Source organism: Brassicibacter mesophilus, from assembly GCF_050433385.1.
In the GTDB taxonomy this organism is placed as follows: Bacteria; Bacillota; Clostridia; order Tissierellales; family Proteiniboraceae; genus Brassicibacter; species Brassicibacter mesophilus.
Map to the genome: position 1 here is coordinate 157,572 of NZ_JBNPXI010000002.1, position 17,874 is coordinate 175,445.

A 17,874-nucleotide genomic window follows, 5' to 3' on the forward strand; every position below is an offset into this window, starting at 1 on the left:
GATAAATATGGGGAGGAAATTTGCAAGAGAGTCAGCTATGAAACTATTGTTTCAAATGGAAGCAAATAATGATTTTACCGAAAATATAGTAGATTTATTTATGGCAAACAATGAATTAAATGGTGAAGATAAAGACTATATCTTTAAAACTGTAAATAAGATAGTACAAAATAAAGAAGAAATAGATAGGAACATAGAAAAATATTCTCAAGGGTGGAGACTAAATAGGATGCCCAAAGTCGACTTGGCAGTTTTAAGAATTGCTGTGTTTGAAATAATGTATGAAGAAGAAATCCCTATAGAAGTTTCAATAAATGAAGCTATAGATATTGTAAAAAAATACAGTACAAGCGAGTCTAGCAAGTTTGTTAATGGACTTTTAGGTGGATTAGTACGTGATAGAGATGACAATAATGGATAGATATTATTTAGGTATAGATACTAGCGCGTATACTACTTCATTATCTGTAGTAAATCAAGACGGTATAATAGTTTTTGAAGATAGAGAAATATTGAAAGTACCCTCAGGAAAAAGAGGACTGAGACAACAGGAAGCTGTCTTTCAACATGTGAATAATTTACCAAAATTGATTAAAAATCTAAGAAAAGAAATTGATGTATCAAAAATTGTAACCGTATCAGCAAGTGTTAAACCTAGAAATAATGAAGAATCTTACATGCCTGTTTTTAAAGTATCTCAAGGACAGGCATTTATACTATCTAAAATTTTAGATGTTAAGTATAAAGAGTTTAGTCATCAAGAAGGGCATATAGCTGCCGGCTTACTTGGATGCAATATTGCTTTTAGAAAAGATTTTTTGGCTCTTCATATATCAGGTGGGACCACCGAACTTCTTTATGTTAGAAATGATAATCAAAATTATGATATTAACATTATAGGAGGTACAAAGGATATAAGTGCTGGACAACTTGTAGATAGGATTGGAGTAAAGCTTGGACTAAAATTTCCATGTGGGAAGGAGTTAGATATTTTATCTCAACAAGGATCAAGAATTAGCGACATTCTACCTATTAGTACAAATGATTCATGGATTAATTTTTCTGGTGCAGAAACTTTTTTTTATAAGCTAATTGATAACATGTACAGACCTGAAGATGTAGCCAGAAGTGCGTTTTATTGCATTTCGCTTTCTTTAGCAAATATCATAAAATATACAACTTCTAAATTTAATATAAGAGATGTCTTAATTATAGGGGGAGTAGCAGCAAACTCATATGTAAGAGATATTTTAAATACGGAAATATGTCAGAAAAACGTAGCTACTATTTACTTTCCTCCTAAGGAGTTTTGTACTGACAATGCAATAGGCATAGCATATTTAGGGAGAGTAAATAGAGGAAATTAACTTAAGTGGAGGCTTGGAATATGGATTTGAAGCCATTGAAGGTTGCTGAACTAAATCAATATATTAAGAGATTGCTTACTAGCGATCCAATACTATACAATATTAACGTAGAGGGTGAAATCTCTAATTATAAATATCATTTTAGTGGACATATGTACTTTACTTTGAAAGATGATAAAAGTAAAATTAAATGTGTTTTTTTTAATAATGATAATAGACAGATGAATCTAATACCAAAAGACGGAATGAAAGTTATACTTACAGGCTATGTTTCAGTTTTTGAAAAAGACGGGAGCTATCAGCTCTATGTAAAAAGTATGAAACAAAAGGGTATAGGCGAACTCTTCGAAAAGTTTGAAAATCTTAAAAAGAAGCTGGATAAAGAAGGTTTATTTGATCAAACATACAAAAAATCTATTCCTTTTCTTCCTAAAAAAATAGGGGTTGTTACATCATCTACTGGGGCAGCTATAAGGGACATAATAACAGTTATTAGTAGACGTATGCCGACAGCTGATATCATTGTATATCCTGTTTTAGTACAAGGAGATAAGGCTCATATAGAGATTTGCGAAGGAATAAGCTATTTTAATTTGAGAGATGATATTGACACTATAATAATTGGTCGAGGCGGAGGGTCTATAGAAGAACTGTGGGCATTCAATGAAGAGGATGTGGCAAGAGCTGTTTTCAATTCAAGAATACCTATAATATCTGCAGTAGGTCATGAAACTGATTTTACTATAGCAGATTTTGTATCTGACCTAAGAGCACCTACTCCTTCTGCTGCTGGAGAATTATCTGTTCCCTTCACTGAAGAATTGCATTATAAATTGAATTCAAATTTCAAGAAATTGTGTTCATCATATGTGTCTTTAATAAATAAAAAGAAGAACAAGTTAGAAGTTATTAATGAGAAAATATTATTTAATAGCCCTTTATATAGATTAAATGATGATAAACAAAGGATAGATGTAATTTTCAAGGATTTACAAAGAGGCTTTGAACAGTCTTATCAGAGATATCGAAATAAGTTAGATAGTTTAGGGAATAAGCTTGATGTGCTGAGTCCTTTATCTGTGCTTTGCAGAGGTTATTCTATAACTTCAGATAAAACAGGGCAAATCATAAGATCTGTAAACCAAGTTGAAATTGGAGAAAAGTTAGTTATTATATTGAAGGATGGAAAGATTGAAGTAAAAGTAATTAACCAATAGTGTAAAGGAAAGGTGAGAATATGGGTAGAAAGAAAAAAGATTATTCCTTTGAGGAAGCTATTGACGAACTTGAAATGACAGTAAATCAGCTAGAAAATGGGGATTTAAGTTTAGATGAATCATTGACTAAGTTTCAAAAAGGAATAGAGTTATACAAATATTGTAATGAATTATTAAATAAAGCTGAAGGCCAGGTTAAAATCATACTAAGTAACAATTATAATGAGCTTGAAGAGGTTGACTTTGACACTAATGAATAGGAGGAAAATATGAAATTGAATCAAGAAATGCATAAATATAAGATTATTGTGGACCAAGAACTTGATAGAATATTACCAAAAGATGATTCACCCCAGAATCGAGTTTATGAAGCTATGAGATATAGCATATTTGCAGGCGGTAAAAGATTAAGACCTATTATTACTTTAAAGGCAAGTGAATTAGTTTGTGGAGATTATAAGCCAGCTCTTCCAATTGCGGCTGCAATTGAAATGATACATACGTATTCACTAATTCATGACGATTTACCAGCTATGGATAATGATGATTATCGAAGAGGAAAACTGACAAATCATAAAATATACGGTGATGCAATTGCAATACTTGCTGGAGATGGACTATTGAATTTTGCGTTTGAAACTATGATAAATGGAATTGAGCATTGTATGACGAAATACGATGGATATATAAATGCAATAAAAGAGGTGGGAAGAGCTTCGGGCGTATTTGGTATGATTGGAGGACAAACAGCTGATATACTCTCGGATAATAATGCTTTAAATGAACAATTACTATCGTTTATACATCAAAACAAAACGGCAGCTTTAATAGAAGCTTCAATTGTAGCTGGTGGATTAGCAGCTGGTGGAACAGACGATCAAGTTAAAAGGCTCAGAGAGTACGGCAAAGCAATCGGACTAAGTTATCAAATACGTGATGACATACTAGATAGAATTGGTGACAAAGACAAGCTAGGTAAAAATACTGGAAGCGATGAGGCTAATAATAAATTTACATACTTAACTTTATATGGGCTTGAAAGGGCCATAGAAAAAACAAAAGAGTTGTGTAATGATGCTATCAATTCTTTGTCAATATTTAATGAAAAGAATACAAATTTTTTTATAAGTTTATCTCATTATCTTACATATAGAGAAAATTAGATATTTTACGTATGGCGTACATAATTTGATAGATAACAATACTATCTTGTATTACGTATATATATAACATATGATTGTATTTATGATATTTGATTTGTTTCAAACCCTATGCTATAATTAACTTTAGTCTAGAGTGGTGCAGTATTCTAGTCAGTACAGCTAATTTTGAAGGCGGGGCTAAAAATCCGTCAAAGGGCATATCGATGAAGTTCCTGGTTTCGGCTGCTGACGCCCAGTTGGGGGTCGTTTCTGGGAGTAAGGAGGATGGGGCGATCCGCAATGGCATGTGGGCGATGACCCTACCTCCGTGGAGACTCGGACATCTTACGTACGAGATTAACCTGCAATGTGGTTAAAGCTACGTGCAGCGTAGCCTGCCTTGAGTGAAATAGGCGGAACACGGTTGCAGCTTCAAATTCCATGGGCCCATGGAAAGAGAAGTTTTGCTGTCGAAACCTATTTTGCAAAAGAGGCTAGAAATTAGCATGGCTGTAGAGGAAATCTCCTAGACTGTTCTCAATAGAGAGATATATTAGGGATTACAGTGCGGACTAAGTGGCAATCTAGCCCTATTTGTGGCGACAGAATAGAGATGGAATTAAAGGGAAACCGCTGTTTTGGCGACAGACAGTTTCTATCTGGGAAAACCTGCTAGACCTCAAGCCGTAAGATTTATCTACTATATCACCACTCGAAGCTGATAGCCTTTAGCTATCAGCTTTATTTCTATTGAAATAATGGAGGGATAAAATTGCCCAAAGAGAATGATAAAAAAAATAAAAATAAAAACTTTAGTTTATTGAAAAAATATAATATGAAATGGGTATTATTAATAACACTATGGACATTTTTGTTAGCAATTAGTGTTAGTTTAATATCTGAGAGTATATTAAGAAATTTTGATATTTTATTAGCTTTTGTAAGCTTAATATTTATTATAATATTTGGAGTCTTTTTTGACGTGATAGGGATTGCAGTAACTGCTTCCGACGAGAGAACATTTCATTCAATGGCTGCGAATAAGGTTAAAGAAGCAAAATATGCAGTTAAACTTGTCAGAAATGCTGGTCCGGTATCAAATTTCTGTAATGATGTAATTGGAGATATAAGTGGAATAATAAGTGGTGCTGCTGGTACAATAATTGTTATGAAACTAGTCAATGAATATGGTTTTAAAGAAGGTACATTATTAAGTATAGTTATGAGCGGTATAATTGCAGCTCTTACCGTTGGAGGCAAAGCTATAGGAAAAGAAATTGCAATAAAAAAGTCAGAAAAGATTATATTTTGCACATCAAAAGTTCTTATGCTAATACATATGAAAATTGGCATAGACATACTTCCTGAGCTAAGAAAGAAAAAAAACATATGAAAGTGAGTTGGAGAAATTGAGTAACATTCTTTCAAATTACGAAGATTTAAATGACTTGAAAAAAATGGACATCGATCAATTAAAGATACTATCTAGTGACATAAGGCAATTTATTATAAATGTGGTAGCTGAAAATGGAGGACATCTTGCTTCAAATTTAGGTGTTGTTGAGCTTACAATAGCTTTACATAAAGTATTCAATAGTAGTAGAGATAAAATTATTTGGGATGTAGGCCATCAATCATACGTTCACAAAATACTTACTGGTAGGAAAGATGAATTTCAAACACTGAGAAAATATAAAGGATTAAGTGGATTCCCTAAAAGAAAAGAGAGTGAACATGATATTTTTGAAACTGGACATAGTTCAACATCTATATCTGCTGGACTTGGGTACGCTCTAGCTAGAGATATAAAGAAAGAGAAAAGTAACATAATAAGTGTTATTGGTGATGGTGCTATGACTGCAGGGATGGCTTTTGAAGCACTAAATCATGCTGGTGATGAGAAAACTAATCTTATAGTAATATTGAATGATAATGAAATGTCAATTTCTCCAAATGTAGGTGGATTGTCACAATATTTAAATAGAATAAGGACTGCACCAACATACTTTAAAATGAAAGAAGATGTTGAAAATATACTTAATAGTATACCAGCAATAGGAAAGAAGGTTTTCAAAACCGCTGAAAGGGCTAAAGACAGCTTTAAATATTTTCTTGTTCCTGGTGTTTTTTTTGAAGAATTAGGATTTAAATATCTAGGGCCAATAAATGGACATAATATTTCTGATATAGTTGATGTTTTAGAGAGAGCAAAAACTGTTGAAGGGCCAGTGCTAATTCACGTATTGACAAAAAAAGGTAAAGGATATAAACCTGCTGAGGATAATCCGGATAAGTTTCACAGTGCATCTCCTTTTGATATAGATACAGGAAAGGCTAAGAACAAATCGAACAAACTATCATATTCTGATGTATTAGGTAATACATTAGTCAAAATAGCTGAAAAAAATGAAAAAATCGTTGCAATTACTGCGGCAATGCCAGCTGGTACTGGATTAACTAATTTTAAGCAAAAATTTCCTAAAAGATTTTTCGATGTAGGGATTGCGGAACAACATGGAGTAACTTTATCTGCTGGACTTGCATCAAATGGATTAAAGCCATTTTTTGCTGTATACTCAACATTTCTTCAACGAGGATATGATCAAGTTCTACATGATGTATGCATACAAAATTTACCGGTGACATTTGCGATTGATAGAGCAGGTCTAGTCGGAAATGATGGGGAAACACATCATGGCGTATTTGATTTATCATATCTGAACCATATACCCAATATGACAATAATGGCTCCAAAGGATGAAGAAGAATTTATTGATATGATTGCTTTTTGTGCCGATTATGATGGCCCAATAGCATTAAGATACCCTAGAGGAAGCTGCTATAATCTCTTTAATAGCTCACAAAAGCAAGGTATTGAGCTTGGTAAAGGTGAAATTATCTGTGAAGGAAAAGATATAGCTATCATTGCGATTGGGAAAATGGTTGAACATGGATATAAGGTAGCAGAAAAACTAAAGGGTGAGAATATGAATGTCTCTTTAGTTAACTCTAGATTTGTAAAACCTTTGGATGAAGAATTAATATCAGATTTGTCTAAAAATCATTCTATTATAGTTACAATGGAGGATAATGCTAAGATAGGAGGTTTTGGAAGTAATATAAATGATCTTCTTATTAGATTAAAATATAAAGGCGATATAATAAATATAGGTTTTCCTGACCAATTTATTGAGCATGGAAGCGTACAAGAACTTTTCAAGCAGTATGAAATGGATGTTGATAGTATTGCTAGAACGATTAAGAATAGAGTAAGTATGTAGGGAGAGATTTGATGGCAAATGATAAAGAGCGAATTGACATTTTATTGGTGGAGAATGGTCTAGTTGAAACTAGAGAAAAAGCTAAAAAAATAATTATGGCTGGATTGGTATTCATTGATAGTGAGAGAATAGATAAACCAGGTGTAAAAGTACCTGTTGAAAGTAATATTATTGTAAAGGGAAATCCTATTCCATATGTTAGTAGAGGTGGATTAAAGCTAGAAAAGGCATTGAAAACATTCCCGGTTTTACTTGAAGACAAAGTTGCTTTAGATATAGGTGCTTCAACTGGAGGATTTTCTGACTGTATGCTAAAAAATGGTATAAGAAAGGTTTATGCAATAGATGTAGGATACGGGCAGCTTGCTTGGAAAATACGTAGTAATAAAAAAGTTATTGCTATGGATAGAACTAATATCAGATATGTCACAAAAAAAGATATAGGTGAGTTAGCTAATTTTGTTTCAATAGATGTTTCGTTTATTTCACTTAAACTTGTTTTACCTGTAGTAAAAGAGCTTACCACTGATAGTGTAGATATAATAGCGCTAATTAAACCTCAGTTTGAAGCTGGAAGAGAGAAAGTCGGGAAAAAAGGTGTAATTAAGGATATAAATATCCACAGGGAAGTAATTAAAAACATATATAATTTTTGCAGGACGATAGATCTTGATTTTGTAGGATTAACTTATTCACCTGTTAAGGGAGCTGAAGGTAATAGAGAATATTTAGCACATATTGTTAAAAATAGTGATAAAGTAATAGATATAGACCAGTTAATTGAAACTACAGTAGTTGAGTCACATAATGAACTATAATAAATAAAAGAGCATGTAATAATATGAGAAATATAAATCTATTGAATAAAACTCTAATATTTTAATTTAAAATAAGAAAAATAATAATATAAGTAAAATAAACGATTTTGTTTTATTTTTACATTTGATATAATAATTATGTACTCGTGGTAAAACTTGTACAAATAGCAATATGCGGAACTAAAGAAATATTGTTTATGTAGGACATAATTTTATGTAAAACCAAAGGTAAAGGGGATAATAAATTGAAAAAATATTCAAGACAGACTAAAATATTAGAGCTAATTGAAAATCATGAAATAGAAACACAGGAAGAGTTAGCTGAGTTTCTGAAAAAGGCTGGAATTGATGTGACACAAGCTACGGTATCAAGAGATATAAGAGAGCTTAGATTGGTAAAAGTATTATCAAAAAGCGGCAAGTACAAATATGCAGCAATGGGACAAAATGCTGAAGGTACAACAGATAGGTTAATAAAAATATTTAAAAACTCTATTGTATCAATTGATATTGCAGGTCATCTTTTGGTAATAAAAACACTACCGGGAGCTGCTCAGATTTGTGCTTCAGCAGTGGACTCATTAGGAATTGAAGAGATAGTTGGTACTATTGCAGGCGATGATACGTTATTTGTGGCTATAACTAACCAAGATAAGATAAAGGAGATTGTTGATATTTTTAATAAATTGCTTAATTAATTGGAGGTTATAAAATGCTCCTTGAATTAAACATAGAAAATTTTGCCATAATTGACAAACTAAGAATTTCTTTCACAAAAGGTCTTAATATACTTACTGGAGAGACTGGTACAGGTAAATCTATTATAATTGATGCAATAAGCTTGGTTTTAGGTGGCAGGGCTACAAGAGAATATATTAGATCTGGTTCTGATAGGACAGTAATTGAAGCTCTATTTTCTATAAATTCTCCAGAAATTATGCTTAGTGTTTTGGGGAATTTTGGCATAGACTATGAAAAAGATGACACACTTTTAATAACAAGAGAAATACATAATACAGGAAGAAGCACGTCTAGAGTAAATGGTAGAACTGTTACGTTGAGTATGCTTAATGATATAACTAATAAATTAATTGATATACATGGACAGCATGAGCATCAGTCATTATTATTTAGTGAACGGCACATAGATTTTATAGATTGTTTAGGCAAAGATGACGTAATAATTATAAAAGAAAAAGTAAAAGAAGAGTATTCAAAGTTATCCTTTCTTAGAAATAAGTTAAAACAAATATCAAATAACGAAATGGAAAAAGAGAGAAAGTTAGATTTATTAAAATTTCAGCTTTCTGAGATAAATGAAGCTAGTTTGAAAGTCTCTGAAGAAGAAGAAATATCTAATCAATTTAAAATCCTTTCTAATGTAGAGATAATATCAAATTCTTTAAAGACAGTAATAGAAAACTTAAGCTCAAGTGATTACAATACAAAGCCTGTAATTGATCAACTAAATAGTATGTACATAATATTACAAAAATTAGGTAAGCATGATGAAAGACTGTCTACATTTGCTGCTTCCATTGAGTCAACAGTTTATCAGCTTCAAGACATAGTTAGAGAGCTAAGATATTATGAAGAAGGTATAGAGTATGATCCTGAGAGACTAAAATTTCTAGAAGATAGAATGGATTTAATTAATAGACTTAAAAGAAAATATGGAAAAACTATACAAGAAATACTTGAATATCGTGAGAATATATTCAATGAATTAGCAATTTTAATGAATTGTGAAGAAGAAATTAAGTCTATAAAGTCTCAAATACGTTCTATTGAAGCTGTTCTTGAAGATTGTTGTGATAGATTATCTAAAGAAAGGAAGAATATATCATCATTAGTAGAAAGAGCAATTACTAAAGAGTTAAAAGAGCTTAATATGGGTAACGTTTCTTTTAAAGTAAAGATAGACAAGCTGGATTACTTTACTCAGAATGGAAATGATAAAATTGAATTTTTGATATCTACCAATCCTGGAGAACCATTAAAATCATTATCAAAGGTTGTTTCTGGAGGAGAAATGTCAAGAATAATGTTAGCTTTTAAGAATATACTTGCTGAAGTAGATAATATTCCAACATTAATTTTCGACGAAATAGATACTGGTATTAGCGGAAGAACTGCACAAATAGTTGGTGAGAAAATTTCTAAAATTTCTAATACTCATCAAGTGATATGTATAACTCATCTTCCTCAAATTGCTGCAATGGCAGATAGTCATTTTATGATAAATAAAATAATTCATGAAAATATAACTAAAACAGAAATAAAAAGGTTGCAATATGATGAGCGAGTTGAAGAATTATCTAGATTACTTGGTGGAGTTAGCTTAACTAATACGACAAAAAAGCATGCTAATGAAATGCTTGAAATGTCAAAAAAAATTAAAAGTAATTATTTAAAACATCTTTAATTTTTAAAATTAAAGATGTTTTAATTTTCTCTATAAAAGCTAGAAATACTGCCAATTTTATTTTTATAGTATATCTATAAAACGGAAATTGAGATTTTACTTAACATATTACTAAATAATTGTTCGGAATAATTGGACTCTAAAAAGGCTAAATTAACATTATAGAAACCATTTTAATCTTCAGTTTTAAAAGAAGATTAATGTTTTTTGGAGGTGAATTAAAGACAAAGGGTAACGGGAGAGTGATTTTTTTTGAATAAAAGCCCACGTCAGAAAAAGCTTATTATTTATGTATTATTAGCTGTAGTTGCCATATACTCAATTCAAATTTTAAATATTATTAGCTATCCCTCCCAAATTGACGTAATAAAAGGACAAAGTAAAAAACTTGATTTTTTATTTCCATTTACGGTTGATATCAATGGAAACGAAAATAGAATTGTAGAGTTTAATAATAATTATGCAGAAAAATTAAATTTAGGATTGAAAAACACTTATGAATTTAAGACAATCAATAATGGAATAGCTCAGATAGGAATAAAAATTTTTGGGTTAGTGCCTGTTAAAAACGTAAAAGTTAATGTAATTGATCAGATTTATTTAGTTCCTGGAGGAGATGCAATAGGTGTAAAATTGAATACTAAAGGAGTATTAGTAGTTGGAACATCTGAAATCACAGATGAGGGTGGAAATAAACATAATCCTGCTAAGGAAGCAGGAATAAGAATTGGAGATTCAATTATAGAAATAGATGGAGTAAAAGTGAAAGATGCTAATCATGTAATAAGCTTGTTAAATAAAGTGAAAAATAAAAAAATAGAAATAAAGATAGAAAGAAATAATGCAACTTTTTCTACTAATGTTAAACCAGTAAAAAGTAATCAAGATGGTTGTTATAGATTAGGCATATGGGTTAGAGATAAAACTGCTGGGATAGGGACACTAACTTTTTATGATCCTAATTCAAAAAAGTTTGGAGCACTAGGGCATGCCATTACAGATATTGATACTGGTTCTCTCATGAAAATAGAAAATGGAGAGATTATGAAGGCTAAAGTTTCTTCTATTCAACAAGGAAAGAAAGGTAGTCCAGGTGAAATAAGAGGGATATTTTTTGAATCTGAGGATCTTCTAGGAAAGATTGAATCCAATACAACATTTGGAATATATGGGACTATGTATAATGGCAATCAGAATATATCACAAAAGAAAGAATTACCAGTTGGTCTTCAGAGTGAAATCAAACTAGGAAAAGCATATATTCTTACAACTACTCATGATAATAAAGTTGAGAAATATGAAATTGAAATAGTTAAGTTGGAACGACAGAATATGCCGGAGTCTAAAAGTATGGTTATAAAAGTTACCGATAAAAGGTTAATAGATAAAACAGGTGGAATAGTTCAAGGAATGAGTGGAAGTCCTATAATGCAAAATGGAAAAATAATTGGAGCAATAACACACGTGTTTGTAAATGATCCAACTAAAGGATATGGCTTGTATATTGAATGGATGCTAAAGGAAGCAGGGATTTTAGTAAATAGTAATAACGAATTTGCAAAATATGAATAAACAGGGAAGACAAAAAGGAATACAGCAGATTAAAGCTGTATTCTTTTTTTATAATCCATAAGAAAGTCCTAGGTTTCCATAATAATAACTTTCTGTCAGTTAGATTTCAAAGATGGCTTCCTTAGTATATTGATGCTTCAATAGAAGTATTTTTTATTTTTAAAATTAAAAAAATTAGATAATTCAAAAAAAAATATTAAATTAACAAAACTAGGAAGGAGATGTTTAATGTTTGTCGAATTAATAATTACAAAAGAAGTATGTAGTTGAAAAAAGATTTTCAGGGGGGGTAATTTAGTGAATAATCAAAAAATAAGTGTACTTATAGCGGATGATAATAAAGATTTTTGTAGTATCTTAAGCGAGTATTTGTCAACTCAAGACGATGTTGAGGTAGTTGGAATTGCGAAGGATGGGATTGAAGCGTTAGAATTGATAACTGAAAACAAACCAGATGTATTAGTTTTAGACATTATTATGCCTCATTTAGATGGACTTGGAGTCCTAGAAAAGCTTCATTCAATAGAATTAGATAAATTTCCTAAAATAATTGTTTTATCTGCAGTAGGACAAGATAAGATAACACAAAGAGCAATAAATCTAGGTGCTGATTATTATGTTGTAAAACCTTTTGACTTTGAGATTTTCATGAAAAGAATAAGACAGGTTACTGGAAGTACTCCAGCAATAATTGAAAGAAGAAAACAGATAGAAGTACCATCAGGGTTAGTAAATAGTGTTACAAGTTCAAAATCTCTTGAAGCAAAAATTACTAATATAATTCATGAAATAGGAGTTCCAGCTCATATAAAAGGGTACCTATACTTAAGAGAAGCAATAACTATGGTTGTTGATAATATAGAACTATTAAGTGCTGTTACCAAAGAGCTTTACCCAAATATTGCTAAAAAATTTAACACGACTCCAAGTAGAGTTGAAAGAGCAATAAGGCATGCAATAGAAGTTGCATGGAGCAGAGGTAAAGTAGATACTATAAATAATCTATTTGGATACACAGTTCATACTGATAAAGGAAAACCAACCAATAGCGAATTTATAGCAATGGTTGCTGATAAATTAAGATTAGAACAGAAGATTTCGTAGTCTAGTGGTTTTAAAGGATAGGAAAAATAATAAACCAACCAATTTTTCATAATATATATAGAAAAGCTATTCCATAGCTATAAACTATTTATTTATACAACAAAAAACCTTGTTATTTATTGGGTGTGGATTACATCAATAAATAACAAGGTTTTTTGTGTGATAATAGTAACTCAATTTGAAAAATAGATTGATGAATTTATGTTGTATTGTGAAACAGAAGGATTAGCTCAAAAAACAAGGAGAGATATAGAGAATAGAAGCTATATCTTTTTTTATGCCTTAAAATAGGCAAAAAATATTTTACCATTTAGCTAATGTATGGTAAAATAAAAGATTTAGCACTTTTGTAATGAATCAATTAAACAAGTATATAATTATTTTCTATTACTTCTCTAAATTGTATATTTTCTTTTCTGAGAGCTGTTATAAATTATTTCAGTATTTTAAGTTAGCATAGCAAGGCTGAAAGTAAATGAAAATGTCTATAAACGAAATAAAAATTCTATTTATTAGCAAAAAGCAGTAGAAATGCTGCCTTCCTAGATTAGATTTTATTTAAGAATAATGCCGATATTTAAGCTTTATAATGGAATCCTAATATTAAGGTTCTATCATGTCATATTTTAAGAAAATCTACTTTACAATATATTTATTTAGCTGGATATTCACTTTCTATAGGTTGTCTGCAATGTTTTTTTAGATATGGCAGCACCGCAAGTGAAGCCATTTCAGGAATTCCCCTAATTCGCTTTATAAGAAAGTTGCGATTTAATTTTTAATTTTGTATACCACATTATAGAAATAAAATATCCTATTATAGGAGAAAATCCGTACCCCATTAATGGAACTGAAAAGTTTCCAAATAATGTAGAAAATAAAAGAATTGCAGAATATAAACCTATACATATTGAAGGTAGTTTATAGTTTTTTGGTGGAAACAATATAAAAGGTATTGGTAATATAACAAGAGAAACAACCCCTATATTCAATTTACTTGAAACTACAAAATATGAAATCAATCCTATTATTAATAAACAAACAATATCTTGCATCCAAATGAAGGCTGGAATTTTATTGTAATACATTGCTACTGCTCCAATAGTGATGGCAGGAGTTGTCATTATCAATGGAATAAAACTTAGTAATCTTAATTTTTTCATCGTTAAACTCCTTAAAAAACAAAAACTATGAATTTATCATTCGAAAAATATACAAGTGTGTACTAGATTATATATTATCTATATGCTAATTATAACACTAAAAGGGATTGTGGAAAAATCATTATTCGAAATTGTTATATGAAGCTGATTTAGATTATTAAGATATTTGTTTAGCAATGACTAAGCAGAAATATCTTAATGTTCAAGATATTTTTATGTCTATAAGGTTATTTATAGTCATAGAGAACTCTATCACAAAATTAGCGTTAAAAATATGAATTCAGAAGAAATTTTTGTTGCGATTTATATTTATAAAATGAATTAAGGTAAGTTAAAGGACTTTTTTTAGATAGTTATATAATATTTTATTACTGTTTTAAACATAGCAAAAAAATATAATTACTATAGAGCAGAAATTCATAAAAATGCTTGCCCTCTCTCTGAATTATTGTTTGAAAGAGGGTTTTTTGCTTGGAAAATTAACATACTGATAGAAAAGAACTAATAAAGCTGGAGTTGCTATAAAGTATAATTTCTTCTATCATTTTATCTGTTAAGTTTAATTTTAATGTACTTGCATAGGTTTTTATGAATATTTTTTGAGTAAAAAATGGCATAGATTCTTTTTCTGCTTTCCGTGCAAATTCTAATATTAAACATAGAGTAGATTTAAAGGCTTGCAAGCTCATATTGAATCCTCCTATTAAATATTTTTCCTACAATATAAATTCGTTAAACATATTAGAAATATGGTGTATTTTTGATGGTAAAACATTGAAAATATATACATAGTTTTACAATAATAATCATATTTGATTTTATCATAAATGATATATTTTGCTTGTATTGTTATCTAGTAATTGGTTAAAATAAAATATATAATTAGATATGATATGAAATTTCCACAAATTACGATAATAATGGTTAAAAACACTAGATATATTCAAATTTACTTAATAAACTTATAATTATTGACTTTACTAATATGAACTATTGTAGTAAATTAATGTAGTGTGTAAAAATCAAAATAGACTGTCTCAGAACATGGTTTGGGGGATAATAAATGGTTATTAAAGGAACAGTTAAAAAAGATAGAAAAACTAAAAATCTTATAAAAAGGCTAAACCAAGGTGATATTGCAATAATTAGTCATAGAGATCTTGATGAAATTGCTGCTACTTCTTTAGTGGAAGCAAAGGTAAAGTGTATTCTTAACTTGGATAAAACCATAAGTGGAAAATATCCTAATGAAGGCCCATCAATACTTTTAGAAGCAGGGATTCCTATTTTTGAAAGTCATGAAGAAGAACTATTTGAAAAATTTGTTGAAGGCGAAACGATTGAATTATCAGATACGAAAATAATATCTAATGGAAATGTTCTTGGAACATGTGAAGAATTGGATAGAGTAAAAATTCAAGAACTCTTAGAAATAGGATACCACAATATTGAAGTAGAGCTTGATAAATTTATCGAAAATACTCTTGATTATGCAAAAAAAGAAAAGGGATTAGTTTTAGGGAAAATACCAATCCCTAAAATAAAAACTAAAATGCATAATAGACATGTATTAGTTGTTGTTAGAGGTAAAGACTATAAGAAAGACCTTATAGCTATACAAAACTATATAAGCGAAATGAATCCTATATTAATCGGTGTAGATGGAGGAGGAGATGCACTCCTTGAATTTGGATATGTTCCTGATATAGTAATAGGAGATATGGATAGTGTTAGTGATAAATGTTTAGGACTATCAAAAGAAATAATTGTACATGCATACACTAATGGTAAGGCACCTGGATTAGATAGAGTAAAAGAATTAGGGCTAGAAGCAAAAATATTTCCTTCACCAGGAACAAGCGAAGATATTGCATTACTGTTAGCTTATTCAAACAATGCAGATCTAATAGTAGCAGTTGGTACACACAATAGTATGATAGATTTCTTGGAAAAAGGTAGAAGTGGAATGGCTAGTACATTCCTAGTAAGATTAAAAGTAGGATCAAAATTAATTGATGCCAAAGGTGTAAATAAGCTTTATAGAAGTAGTTTGAAAGCTAGATATGTAATAGGTTTAGGTATAGCTGCTTTAATACCTATTGTTGTAGTAAGTTTAATGTTTCCACCAACGAAAGAGCTTATACAGTTGATTGGAATTAGGTTGAGAATTCTTTTTGGATTCTAGGGAGGTGAAGATGTGGTAACTAATTTAAAATATTACGTGTTAACAGTTGTATCAATATTTCTTGCTCTAGCAATCGGAATTTATATTGGATTTATGTTTGATGCACAAGATATACTTTTATCACAAAAAGAAGATATTGTGGCTCAACTTGAAGAAAGATTTAACTATTTGAAAGAAGAAAATGAGAAAATAAAAAGTGACATTACTGATATTTCTGAGGAAAATAAAAGATTGTATGAGTTTAATAGAACTATATATGGAGAAATTATTAAAGATAGATTAAATGGGGTTAAAATTTCTATCATAGAAACTAACGATGATTATATCTATACAGGTATAAAACAAACCCTTGAAGCTTCAGGTGCAGAAGTTACTTCTATTACTACAATAAAAGACAATCTTTTATCTGATAAAGATGCAATTGAGGCAGTATATAAAAAGATAAACAACGTTGAAGATATAGAAGGAGACGTAGTTAAATTAACTGTTGACCAGATAATGCAAGCAATTATATCAGGAGAGAATAGCGATATAGTACAATCATTAAACGATGATGGAATTATTGATGCTTCAGGTTCATATATTCAACCGAGTGACTATATTATAATTGCTGGTGGAAGTAAAAATAAAGTAGAAGATAAAATTAATCTAATTGATAATAGAATTATTGATCTTAGCAAAAAAACTAATGTACCTATAATAGGAATTGAAAAACAAAATGTTAAATTTAGTTATATTGAAAAATATAAAGATAATAGGATATCAACTGTCGACAATGTAGATACGATAATTGGGAAAGTTGCTTTGATACTAGCTATGGATGGAAGACCTGGTAATTACGGTGTAAAGCCAAGTGCTGAAAGCTTGGTTCCAGATCCTAGTACTGCAATTTTTGATTAACGGGGAGAGTTTTCAATGAAAAAGAAAGGTAAGGTAGTTGCTGTTGTACCAGCATATAATGAAGAAAAATTTATTGAAGCTACAATTAATAATATTTCTAAAATAGATATAATTGATGAAATTGTGGTTGTAGATGATGGATCAACTGATCAAACATCAAAACTAGTTCATAATATGGGCATAAAACTTATTAGTTTAAAAGAAAATCGCGGTAAAGGCTATGCAATCAAAGTGGCAATTTCACAAATTAACTTTGATTATTTGGTATTGATTGATGGAGATTTAGGAAAGACTAGTGATGAAGTATATAAACTAATTTATCCTGTTATAAATGATGAAGCAGATGCCACAATAGCTAAGTTCAAAAAGGCCAAAAGAAAAGGTGGTTTTGGCCTTGTAAAAGGTTTAGCTAAGTACGGCGTTTACTTTTTTACTGGTAAGAAAATAGACACGACTTTATCAGGACAAAGAGTGTATAAGAAGGAAGTAATTGATAAAATATCGTTTATACCAGATAGGTTTGGGATTGAATTAGCTATGACTGTAAATACATTTCGAAATGGATTTAGCATAAAAGAAGTAGATGTAGATATGACCCACAGAGAAACAGGTCGGGATATTAGTGGCTTTATTCACAGAGGAAAGCAATTTTTTGACGTATTAAAAACTTTCATACAACTTTTATTTAGAAGGTGAAATC

17 protein-coding genes are annotated in these 17,874 nt (G+C 30.2%); 15 read left to right on the forward strand and 2 right to left on the reverse strand.

The genetic code is table 11. The features are described from left to right. The first annotated feature begins 7 nt into the window (after positions 1-7). From nusB to spo0A, 12 genes are all read left to right on the forward strand, one after another. The gene (gene nusB / locus HNR33_RS03275; protein ID WP_429079966.1) at positions 8-421 is read left to right on the forward strand and encodes a transcription antitermination factor NusB; all 414 of its coding nucleotides are present in this window, start codon (positions 8-10) and stop codon (positions 419-421) included. Beyond that, positions 405-1,367 carry a hypothetical protein gene (locus HNR33_RS03280; RefSeq protein WP_429080707.1) on the forward strand — a complete coding sequence of 321 codons (963 nt, stop codon included), beginning with the start codon at positions 405-407 and terminating at the stop codon, positions 1,365-1,367. Before nusB ends, HNR33_RS03280 begins: the two co-directional genes overlap by 17 nt. Positions 1,368-1,387: 20 nt before the next feature. Next, complete coding sequence (xseA, locus tag HNR33_RS03285) at positions 1,388-2,584, forward strand: exodeoxyribonuclease VII large subunit (protein WP_429079969.1); 1,197 nt, start codon at positions 1,388-1,390, stop codon at positions 2,582-2,584. 20 nt (positions 2,585-2,604) lie between these two features. After that, complete coding sequence (gene xseB, locus HNR33_RS03290) at positions 2,605-2,844, forward strand: exodeoxyribonuclease VII small subunit (RefSeq protein ID WP_429079970.1); 240 nt, start codon at positions 2,605-2,607, stop codon at positions 2,842-2,844. Between the two features lie 9 nt (positions 2,845-2,853). Continuing rightward, positions 2,854-3,747, forward strand: coding sequence for a polyprenyl synthetase family protein (locus HNR33_RS03295; RefSeq protein ID WP_429079973.1), 894 nt, complete (start codon positions 2,854-2,856; stop codon positions 3,745-3,747). 751 nt (positions 3,748-4,498) lie between these two features. Next, positions 4,499-5,119 carry a hypothetical protein gene (locus HNR33_RS03300; protein ID WP_429079976.1) on the forward strand — a complete coding sequence of 207 codons (621 nt, stop codon included), beginning with the start codon at positions 4,499-4,501 and terminating at the stop codon, positions 5,117-5,119. 16 nt (positions 5,120-5,135) lie between these two features. After that, the gene (gene dxs, locus HNR33_RS03305; protein ID WP_429079979.1) at positions 5,136-7,007 is read left to right on the forward strand and encodes a 1-deoxy-D-xylulose-5-phosphate synthase; all 1,872 of its coding nucleotides are present in this window, start codon (positions 5,136-5,138) and stop codon (positions 7,005-7,007) included. 11 nt (positions 7,008-7,018) lie between these two features. After that, the gene (locus HNR33_RS03310; RefSeq protein ID WP_429079982.1) at positions 7,019-7,825 is read left to right on the forward strand and encodes a TlyA family RNA methyltransferase; all 807 of its coding nucleotides are present in this window, start codon (positions 7,019-7,021) and stop codon (positions 7,823-7,825) included. A gap of 245 nt (positions 7,826-8,070) precedes the next feature. Beyond that, the gene (locus tag HNR33_RS03315; protein ID WP_429079984.1) at positions 8,071-8,523 is read left to right on the forward strand and encodes an arginine repressor; all 453 of its coding nucleotides are present in this window, start codon (positions 8,071-8,073) and stop codon (positions 8,521-8,523) included. A gap of 14 nt (positions 8,524-8,537) precedes the next feature. Next, complete coding sequence (gene recN / locus HNR33_RS03320; RefSeq protein WP_429079985.1) at positions 8,538-10,250, forward strand: DNA repair protein RecN; 1,713 nt, start codon at positions 8,538-8,540, stop codon at positions 10,248-10,250. A 252-nt stretch (positions 10,251-10,502) separates the two neighbouring features. Further along, the gene (gene spoIVB / locus HNR33_RS03325) at positions 10,503-11,822 is read left to right on the forward strand and encodes a SpoIVB peptidase (protein ID WP_429079986.1); all 1,320 of its coding nucleotides are present in this window, start codon (positions 10,503-10,505) and stop codon (positions 11,820-11,822) included. A 297-nt stretch (positions 11,823-12,119) separates the two neighbouring features. Next, positions 12,120-12,926: a sporulation transcription factor Spo0A gene (gene spo0A, locus HNR33_RS03330; RefSeq protein WP_429079987.1), complete on the forward strand. Its 807-nt coding sequence runs from the start codon at positions 12,120-12,122 to the stop codon at positions 12,924-12,926. Between the two features lie 743 nt (positions 12,927-13,669). On the opposite strand, the gene HNR33_RS03335 is transcribed toward spo0A, so the two are convergent. Then, positions 13,670-14,089: a hypothetical protein gene (locus tag HNR33_RS03335; protein WP_429079989.1), complete on the reverse strand. Its 420-nt coding sequence runs from the start codon at positions 14,087-14,089 to the stop codon at positions 13,670-13,672. A 479-nt stretch (positions 14,090-14,568) separates the two neighbouring features. Beyond that, positions 14,569-14,778 carry a hypothetical protein gene (locus tag HNR33_RS03340; RefSeq protein WP_429079992.1) on the reverse strand — a complete coding sequence of 70 codons (210 nt, stop codon included), beginning with the start codon at positions 14,776-14,778 and terminating at the stop codon, positions 14,569-14,571. A gap of 374 nt (positions 14,779-15,152) precedes the next feature. Between HNR33_RS03340 and steA the strand changes: the two genes are divergently transcribed. From steA to HNR33_RS03355, 3 genes are read left to right on the forward strand one after another with little or no spacing between them, the layout of a single operon-like run. Further along, entirely contained in the window at positions 15,153-16,274 is a 1,122-nt protein-coding gene (gene steA, locus HNR33_RS03345) for a putative cytokinetic ring protein SteA (RefSeq protein ID WP_429079993.1), read from the forward strand. Between the two features lie 12 nt (positions 16,275-16,286). After that, positions 16,287-17,174: a copper transporter gene (locus HNR33_RS03350; RefSeq protein WP_429079996.1), complete on the forward strand. Its 888-nt coding sequence runs from the start codon at positions 16,287-16,289 to the stop codon at positions 17,172-17,174. A 15-nt stretch (positions 17,175-17,189) separates the two neighbouring features. Next, positions 17,190-17,870 carry a glycosyltransferase family 2 protein gene (locus tag HNR33_RS03355; RefSeq protein ID WP_429079997.1) on the forward strand — a complete coding sequence of 227 codons (681 nt, stop codon included), beginning with the start codon at positions 17,190-17,192 and terminating at the stop codon, positions 17,868-17,870. The last annotated feature ends 4 nt before the right edge of the window (positions 17,871-17,874 follow it).

What these genes read in the sequence shown, in the direction of transcription:
- nusB (WP_429079966.1), top strand. Translation starts at nt 8, where the DNA reads ATGGGGAGGAAATTTGCAAGAGAGTCAGCTATGAAACTATTGTTTCAA.
- HNR33_RS03280 (WP_429080707.1), top strand. Translation starts at nt 405, where the DNA reads ATGACAATAATGGATAGATATTATTTAGGTATAGATACTAGCGCGTAT.
- xseA (WP_429079969.1), top strand. Translation starts at nt 1,388, where the DNA reads ATGGATTTGAAGCCATTGAAGGTTGCTGAACTAAATCAATATATTAAG.
- xseB (WP_429079970.1), top strand. Translation starts at nt 2,605, where the DNA reads ATGGGTAGAAAGAAAAAAGATTATTCCTTTGAGGAAGCTATTGACGAA.
- HNR33_RS03295 (WP_429079973.1), top strand. Translation starts at nt 2,854, where the DNA reads ATGAAATTGAATCAAGAAATGCATAAATATAAGATTATTGTGGACCAA.
- HNR33_RS03310 (WP_429079982.1), top strand. Translation starts at nt 7,019, where the DNA reads ATGGCAAATGATAAAGAGCGAATTGACATTTTATTGGTGGAGAATGGT.
- recN (WP_429079985.1), top strand. Translation starts at nt 8,538, where the DNA reads ATGCTCCTTGAATTAAACATAGAAAATTTTGCCATAATTGACAAACTA.
- HNR33_RS03335 (WP_429079989.1), bottom strand. Translation starts at nt 14,089, where the DNA reads ATGAAAAAATTAAGATTACTAAGTTTTATTCCATTGATAATGACAACT.
- HNR33_RS03340 (WP_429079992.1), bottom strand. Translation starts at nt 14,778, where the DNA reads ATGAGCTTGCAAGCCTTTAAATCTACTCTATGTTTAATATTAGAATTT.
- steA (WP_429079993.1), top strand. Translation starts at nt 15,153, where the DNA reads ATGGTTATTAAAGGAACAGTTAAAAAAGATAGAAAAACTAAAAATCTT.
- HNR33_RS03355 (WP_429079997.1), top strand. Translation starts at nt 17,190, where the DNA reads ATGAAAAAGAAAGGTAAGGTAGTTGCTGTTGTACCAGCATATAATGAA.